We start from the raw sequence: 7,131 nt of genomic DNA, 5'->3' as shown, positions 1-7,131 counted from the left end.
ACCTGCTCAGCACGATAACTTGAGCGCACCAGGGCACCGGCCACGACTTCAACAAAACCTCTTTCCAGGCCCCACTGACGATACTTCTCGAACTCTTCGGGCGTCACGTAACGTTCAATTGGCAAATGGTTTTTGGTGGGTTGCAGATACTGGCCCAGAGTCAGGATATCGCAATCAATGGCCCTGAGATCATTCATAGTCTCAATGATTTCGTCCTCGGTTTCACCCAGACCCAGCATCAGGCTGGTTTTGGTGAGTACGTCGGGTCGATATTTTTTGGAGTGAGCCAGAACAGCGAGCGTCTGTTCATAGCTGGCACGCGGGTCACGAACAGGATGTGTCAGTCGTTTAACGGTTTCAACGTTCTGAGCGAAAACGGCAATACCGCTGTCAACCACAGTTTCTACATCTGCCAATACACCCAAAAAATCCGGTGTCAGCGCTTCAACGTCGGTTTCAGGATTGACTTCCTTCACCCGTTTTACGACGGCGGCATAATGACCGGCACCGCCATCTTCAAGGTCATCACGGTTAACAGAGGTCAGAACCAGGTATTTCAGGTTCATCAGTTTTACGCTGTTGGCCGTGTGGTCCGGCTCCTCCTTATCCAGCCAGCCTTTGGGGTTCCCGGTATTCACCGCACAGAAGCGACAGGCACGGGTGCAGACATCGCCCATCAGCATGATAGTGGCGGTACCGGAACTCCAGCACTCATTGATGTTGGGGCACATGGCTTCTTCACAAACGGTACTCAGTTTGTGCTCATGAACAGTCTCTTTGACTTCTTTGAACTTGCTGCCGTACCTGGGCTTGATTCTCAACCAATCCGGCTTGCGCATAAAAGGCTGAACCGCTTCATCGGAGCGACTGCTGGCCTTGATGCCATTCTTGATGGCGGTAATGCCTTTTTCATTGACAAATTTCTCGCCACTCTGAATGGTAACAGCCGGAATCTGGACGGTTGGAATCAGGTTGCTATCGGTCATAGAATCCCAGTTATGTCGATCAGTTGTACCGTTTGTGAACCCGTTCGTTCACTAACTTGAATTTGGAGACAGATTGCTCAGGCCTCTTGAGCCAGATCAAGCTCTGCTTCTTCCTTTAGTGTTTGCGCCTCATTATACCCAAGTTCCTCCATGAGACACTCAAGTAAGCGACTGCTCACTTCATCCCATTGTACAGGATTTCGAAACTCCCTGAGCTGGGCGACCTGTAAACCCTCATAACCGCAGGGGTTGATGCGGGTAAACGGCTCCAGATCCATATCCAGATTGATACTCAGTCCATGATAACTTCTCATCTGCCTGAATCGCAGCCCCAGGGCCGCAATTTTGGCACCATCAATATAAACACCGGGGGCGTCAGGTCTGGCGCAGGATTCGACACCATAGCTTGCAAGCACTTTGATGATGGCATTCTCAATAGCTGACACCACTTTTCTGGGACCACTGCCTGAGCGGCGAACATCCATCAGCAGATAGACCACCAGCTGACCCGGACCGTGATAAGTAACCTGACCTCCGCGATCCACCTGAACCACGGGAATATCTCCGGGTGCCAGAACATGCTCGGGTTTGCCGGCCTGCCCCTGAGTAAAGACAGGATCGTGCTCAACAAACCAGAACTCATCAACCGTCTGCTCATCTCTCTGTTCGGAAAATGCCTTCATAGCCTCGAACACGGGCTCGTAGGGCTGCCTGCCCAGATAGCGGATATTCAGCTTCATCAAAGTACCATTTGCACCCGGCCAGTAGCTTTAAGGTCTTCGAAGATCGCTTTCAGCTGAGGCTCTCCGGTGGCGAGAATAGTCACCATGACAGAAGTATACTTGCCGGTACGGCTCTCTTTCAGCCGGAAGTTGCCATCGTAATCCGGAGCATGCTGCTTAACGATAGCGCAGACAGCTTCCTGAAAATCCGGAGCAGCATTACCCACGATACGGATTTCGTAATCGCAGGGAAATTCAATTTTCAGCGCTTCTTGATCGGTCATTTTTTACACTGTTGATAAATGAAATACCTTCAGACTCATCAAGCCTGAAGATATTAGTATTTCACTCACTGGACACTGCCACTGAACGCTCAGGACAACCCCCTAAAGAACAGCACGATGCTGTCCCAGAGACGCTTGAAGAAACCACCACGCTCTATCGCAGTTTCTGCTCTGAGAGGGACTTCTTTGACGATCTCATCATCGATAGTCACTTTCAGTGTACCCAGCTGCTGGCCAGCTTCGACTGGCGCTTCAATAATGGGATCAATATCCATGGTCGCTTTCAGTTTCTTACCGGTATGCCTGGGAACTGTGACAATCAAGTCCTTATCGATGGCAATGTCTACCTGATCCTGTGTCCCCTTCCAGACCGGGACAGTTTCAAGCGTTACGCCACCTTTTTTGACATCCACATTTTCGAAGAAACGGAAGCCATAGGTCAGTAGTTTCTGTGCCTCAGCAGCACGCTGTTTCTCTCCATTGGCACCCAGGATAACAGTAATCAGACGACGTCCATCGCGTTTTGCAGTAGCCGCCAGACCATATCCACTGGCTTCAATATGGCCTGTTTTTAAACCGTCCACATTGGGGTTACTCCATAAAAGACGGTTTCTGTTTGCCTGACGACGCAATGGCTTGCCGGTTTTCTTGTTGGTACCGTATTGGTAATACTTCTGAGCATAAAGCTCATAATACTCCGGGTAATCTTTGACAATGTGACGAGACAGTATCGCAAGATCCCTCGCAGTGGAATAGTGATCAGACGCAGGCCAGCCGGATGCATTCATAAAATGGGAGTTAATCATCCCCAGTCGTTTGGCCGTATTGTTCATAAGCTGGACAAAGGCGTCTTCACTGCCGGCAATGTGCTCAGCTATCGCGACACTGGCATCATTACCGGAGACAATAATGATACCTTTTAACAGTTCCTGCACCGGAACCCGCTCACCCACCTCTACAAACATGGTCGAGCCGCCCATTTTCCAGGCTTTTTCGCTGATCAGAACCTCATCATCGCGATGAATATTGCCAGCAGCCAGCTCAACCTCGGCGATGTAAGCGGTCATCATTTTGGTCAGGCTGGCGGGGTGAGAGGTGTCATCCGCATTATCGGAGGCCAGAATTTCTCCGCTGTCAGCATCCATCAATACAAAACTGTTAGCAGCGATCTTGGGTGCAGCAGGAATCAGGGCAGCAGCCTGAGCCCGAACGGTTCCGGTCGCCAGAATAAACACCATGAGCACCCATCCAGCTACACTTTTCAATCGCTCATGACTGGCCCGGACAGGATTTAATCGTTTGATCATTATAGAAATTAGCTCTGAAATTCACTGTTGTCGGCCATTATAATGTTACCGACTAATGAGTTTAAGGGAAGCATTGAAAATAGAATGTAATGTGTTCATGGTCTGCTCAGTTAAAGTCTACCAGCCCCCTGTTGGAACATAGGCCTGACCGACTAAAAAAACCTGACTCAGACTACTCCCTGATGGCCTCAGATGCATCTTCGTAAATCAGGTATGGCACGTCAAAATCACCTTCATCGAGCTTATCAAGGAGTTCCTCCAGATGCTCGATCGTTTGAATCGGTCCAATCCTGACACGGTAAAAGGGATCAGGCTCCTCATCCCCTTTCACCACCTTGATATCACTGCCTATGGTTTCAGCCACCTGCCGACGCAATACCTGTGCGTAGTGGTAATTTTTTAGCGCTGCCAGTTGCACAAAGAGCAGTTGATTATTATCCCCCCCATTAGCTGCTTCAGTGCTTTTAGCGGCAGCAAGGGATCTCACATCTATCCCCTCTATCAGCACATCAGTCACTCCCTTTTTGGCGAACCCCAGCTTGACGGCAGCGGCATAGGAGAGATCAATAACCCGATCACCATGGAAAGGCCCACGATCATTGACCCGAAGTACAACCGACTTGCCATTGTGACTGTTGGTGACCTTGACATAGGAAGGCAGAGGCAAAGTCTTGTGCGCCGCAGTCATACCATAAAGATCGTAAATTTCACCGTTAGCCGTCTGCTTGCCATGAAACTTGGAGCCATACCATGAGGCCTTGCCTTTTTCCTGATAGCCTTTGGCACTCTTCATGGGGGTATAGGTCACATCATTGAGTTCATAGGGAGAATCCTTGAACTGACCATCATGGGTGACAGGAATGGCATCAGGGATCTGGCTGACATCCCTTTTCTCTGTGGGAGGCCCGTCCTCAACAGTCACACAACCACTTAACAGAAGAAAGGTCAGTCCCAGAAGGCTTCCTGCTATAGATCTTGCTCTGATTATCAATTTCATAGGATATGGCGCTTTAACGTTATTCTGCCTTAGGCTACAGAGCCTGAACGAATATCTGTGACAAAAAAAAAGAAAACCGCTTTTACGCCCGAAGCATAAAAACGGTGCCTTTGTTCATGAACCAGAAGGCTCAGACTATTTAGATTGCTTTCCGGCTAATGTCCTTCCAGACTTTGACACTGATGTTGTATAGCCGGTTTTTACATCCCTCGCTAGCTGATAAACGGCCATTGCATAAAGTTTGCTGCGGTTGTACGTCGTAATGACATAGAAATTATGCATCCCCAGCCAGTACTCCGGCCCCTTTTCACCTTCAAGCTTGATGGCAGCTGCCTTGGCAGTGTCTGGTACAGGGGCTTCTGGACGCCAGCCAGAACCTTCCAGCTGCTTCAGGGTTTTTTTCGGCCTGACGGAGTCAGACACCGCTTTCTCATATTGGCTTCCAGTAACCTTCGCCTTGCTGGCAATAGGCTTGCCGGCTCTCCAGCCATTTTCGCGGAGATAATTGGCAACGCTGGCGATAGCATCTTCTTCCTGCTTCCAGATATTTGACTGACCATCACCGGTATAATCTACCGCGTAAGCCCTGTAACTTGAGGGCATAAACTGGGGTATACCCATGGCGCCAGCATAAGAGCCGGTCAGATCTGAAGCATCCAGTTCCTGCTCGCGGGTCAGAATAAGAAATTCTTTCAGCTGCTGGGTGAAAAACTTGCTGCGCGGAGGATAATCGAAGCTCAGAGTAGACAGCGCATCGAGAACCTTAAAGCCACCGGTCTGGCGACCATAGTAAGTTTCAACGCCGATAATGGCCACAATCACATCCGCAGGGACACCATACTCCTTTTCAACTTTGGAGAGCGTTTTCTGGTGCGCCTCCCAGAAGGTCACGCCAAGGTCTACTCGCTCCGGGGTCATAAAAATCTTTCGGTAGTCCTTCCACTCCAGACGCTTCTCAGCTGGCCTGCTGATTAACTCAAGTACTCTGTCAGACTTGTTAGCCTTACCCAGAATGTCCTGCAGCTCCTTGCGAGAAAACTGTTCGTTCTTGACCAAGTCATCAATAAACGCCTTTACTTCTGGTTGAAGCGCATAATCAGGCTTATCATCGACTGCCTTTTTAGAATCAGCAGCCATTGCCGGTGCCGCTAAAAGACAACCACTGAACAATACACCTGCAACCATGAGTCGAAATGGCGGCAGTCCTAAAAATTCTTTTACCCTTCTTAAGGCCATATGCCCTCCCTGCTACTACTCAGATGAATGCCGTTAGCTGATTGAACTTCATACGGGATAATGTCTACTTTACAGCAGTCACGGAGAGACAACTAGCGTACCGGCTTTATTTAAGTTAAATGTTGCTTTGCCCAATGCAGAGAAACCTGATGTAAAAAAGCCCTCTTGTGAGAACGAACGGATCTTGTGATATCGTTTAAGCCCATACGGCGCTCCTAAACTGCGTGAGTTCGCCAGTGCTTTAACGACGTATGAACAATTGGGGTGTTGGTCAAGATTGCACCTAAACCTTTCCAGCAGCCGGAACCCGCTGTCGTCTTCCTGCTTGCAGACGACTGATATTGGGGGGAGCATTTTGTGAAGAACATCGAACTGACCGGGGGGCAGGGTAGTTGCTGCCCGCAGGATGCCCTGAAACTGAACAGGTTGCATGACAAACACTCAACGTTTAGCGACTGACTGAATGCCTGTGAGTATAGCTCATGCGAGCAACATTTAGCCTAAACGGAGGCTGTCGCCTGCGTAATCATTTGATCAGGAGCAAACTGATGAAAAAGAGGTTTTCCCCTGCGATTACCGACTTTGCCCCAGAAATGTTTTATGAGTCTGTATCGACATCAACAGACCAAACCCTGCCATCAGGGTAACCAGCGAGGTTCCTCCCCGACTCACCAGAGGCAAAGGCACCCCGACCACAGGTAGCAGGCCGCTCACCATACCAATATTGACAAAGATGTAGACGAAAAACGTCAGGGTAATACTACCTGCCAGCAGTCTGCCAAACAGAGTCTGAGCCCTGAGTGTTATAAAAAGGCCTCGACCGATAATCAGTGCATATAATGCCAGTAGAATCAGGCATCCCATCAGGCCAAACTCTTCCGCCAATACCGCGATAATAAAGTCAGTATGACTCTCCGGCAGAAAGTCCAGATGCGACTGGGTTCCCAACAACCAGCCTTTCCCATATAGCCCACCCGATCCAATGGCAATTTTTGACTGGATAATATTCCAGCCTGCACCCCAGGGATCACTCTGGGGATTGAGAAAGGTCAGCACCCGCTGCTTCTGATAGTTAAGCATGACAAAATGCCAAAAACCCCAGATAGAAGGAACGGCCAGCATAATCGCAGAAAAAATCAGTCGCTTCCTTAACCCCGCCAGCAGAAGTATAAACAGGCCTGAAGCACCAATCAGCAGGGAGGTCCCCAGGTCGGGCTGCCTGGCAATCAGCACGACCGGAATACCAATCAAGATCATTACAGCGACAATATTTTTTAAAGAAAGCGGCAGCTGTCGCTTTGAAACATAAGTCGCCAATACAATCGGCATAACCAGCTTGATGATTTCGGAAGGCTGAAAGCGAATAAAAGGTAATTGAATCCAGCGCTGTGCCCCCTTGGAGTGAATCCCCATGATCAACACAGCGATCAGGAGAGCGACACCGCCAATATATATCCACGGTGACAGCCGCATCAGCAGTCGAGGTGAAACCTGGGCAATGATAATCATGCCAACAAACCCAATGAGCATATAGATGGCTTGTCGAATGACAATGCTCATATCTTGCCCACTGGCACTGTATAAAATAAACAGACCGGC

At 49.4% G+C, this 7,131-nt stretch carries 8 protein-coding genes; all 8 read right to left on the bottom strand.

Annotated elements, in window-relative coordinates; translation table 11 throughout:
* On the bottom strand, positions 1-986 hold a 986-nt coding region (lipA, locus tag KDK19_RS14570; protein WP_257292240.1), incomplete at its 3' end, for a lipoyl synthase.
* Between the two features lie 77 nt (positions 987-1,063).
* A complete protein-coding gene (lipB, locus tag KDK19_RS14565) occupies positions 1,064-1,726 on the bottom strand; it encodes a lipoyl(octanoyl) transferase LipB (RefSeq protein ID WP_257276211.1) in 663 nt (220 codons plus the stop codon).
* Positions 1,726-1,992: a YbeD family protein gene (locus KDK19_RS14560; protein WP_257276212.1), complete on the bottom strand. Its 267-nt coding sequence runs from the start codon at positions 1,990-1,992 to the stop codon at positions 1,726-1,728. The genes lipB and KDK19_RS14560 overlap by 1 nt, the downstream gene beginning before the upstream one ends.
* Positions 1,993-2,081: 89 nt before the next feature.
* On the bottom strand, positions 2,082-3,299 hold the full coding sequence (locus tag KDK19_RS14555; protein WP_257276213.1) for a D-alanyl-D-alanine carboxypeptidase family protein: 1,218 nt from the start codon (positions 3,297-3,299) through the stop codon (positions 2,082-2,084).
* A gap of 172 nt (positions 3,300-3,471) precedes the next feature.
* Positions 3,472-4,296: a septal ring lytic transglycosylase RlpA family protein gene (locus KDK19_RS24165; RefSeq protein WP_306670803.1), complete on the bottom strand. Its 825-nt coding sequence runs from the start codon at positions 4,294-4,296 to the stop codon at positions 3,472-3,474.
* A 135-nt stretch (positions 4,297-4,431) separates the two neighbouring features.
* Positions 4,432-5,532, bottom strand: coding sequence for a lytic murein transglycosylase B (mltB, locus tag KDK19_RS14540; RefSeq protein WP_257276214.1), 1,101 nt, complete (start codon positions 5,530-5,532; stop codon positions 4,432-4,434).
* A 78-nt stretch (positions 5,533-5,610) separates the two neighbouring features.
* Positions 5,611-5,964, bottom strand: a complete 354-nt coding sequence (locus KDK19_RS14535; RefSeq protein WP_257276215.1) for a hypothetical protein — start codon at positions 5,962-5,964, stop codon at positions 5,611-5,613.
* 141 nt (positions 5,965-6,105) lie between these two features.
* Positions 6,106-7,131: rod shape-determining protein RodA (rodA, locus tag KDK19_RS14530; RefSeq protein ID WP_257292239.1), on the bottom strand; the 1,026-nt coding region annotated here is incomplete at its 5' end.

It is taken from the genome of Endozoicomonas sp. ONNA1 (genome assembly GCF_024606325.1).
Taxonomy (GTDB): domain Bacteria; phylum Pseudomonadota; class Gammaproteobacteria; order Pseudomonadales; family Endozoicomonadaceae; genus Endozoicomonas_A.
Note: the sequence above shows the minus strand (reverse complement) of the source record. Positions and strands in the feature narration are given on the sequence as shown.

What these genes read in the sequence shown, in the direction of transcription:
- lipB (WP_257276211.1), bottom strand. Translation starts at nt 1,726, where the DNA reads ATGAAGCTGAATATCCGCTATCTGGGCAGGCAGCCCTACGAGCCCGTG.
- KDK19_RS14560 (WP_257276212.1), bottom strand. Translation starts at nt 1,992, where the DNA reads ATGACCGATCAAGAAGCGCTGAAAATTGAATTTCCCTGCGATTACGAA.
- KDK19_RS14555 (WP_257276213.1), bottom strand. Translation starts at nt 3,299, where the DNA reads ATGATCAAACGATTAAATCCTGTCCGGGCCAGTCATGAGCGATTGAAA.
- KDK19_RS24165 (WP_306670803.1), bottom strand. Translation starts at nt 4,296, where the DNA reads ATGAAATTGATAATCAGAGCAAGATCTATAGCAGGAAGCCTTCTGGGA.
- mltB (WP_257276214.1), bottom strand. Translation starts at nt 5,532, where the DNA reads ATGGCCTTAAGAAGGGTAAAAGAATTTTTAGGACTGCCGCCATTTCGA.
- KDK19_RS14535 (WP_257276215.1), bottom strand. Translation starts at nt 5,964, where the DNA reads ATGCAACCTGTTCAGTTTCAGGGCATCCTGCGGGCAGCAACTACCCTG.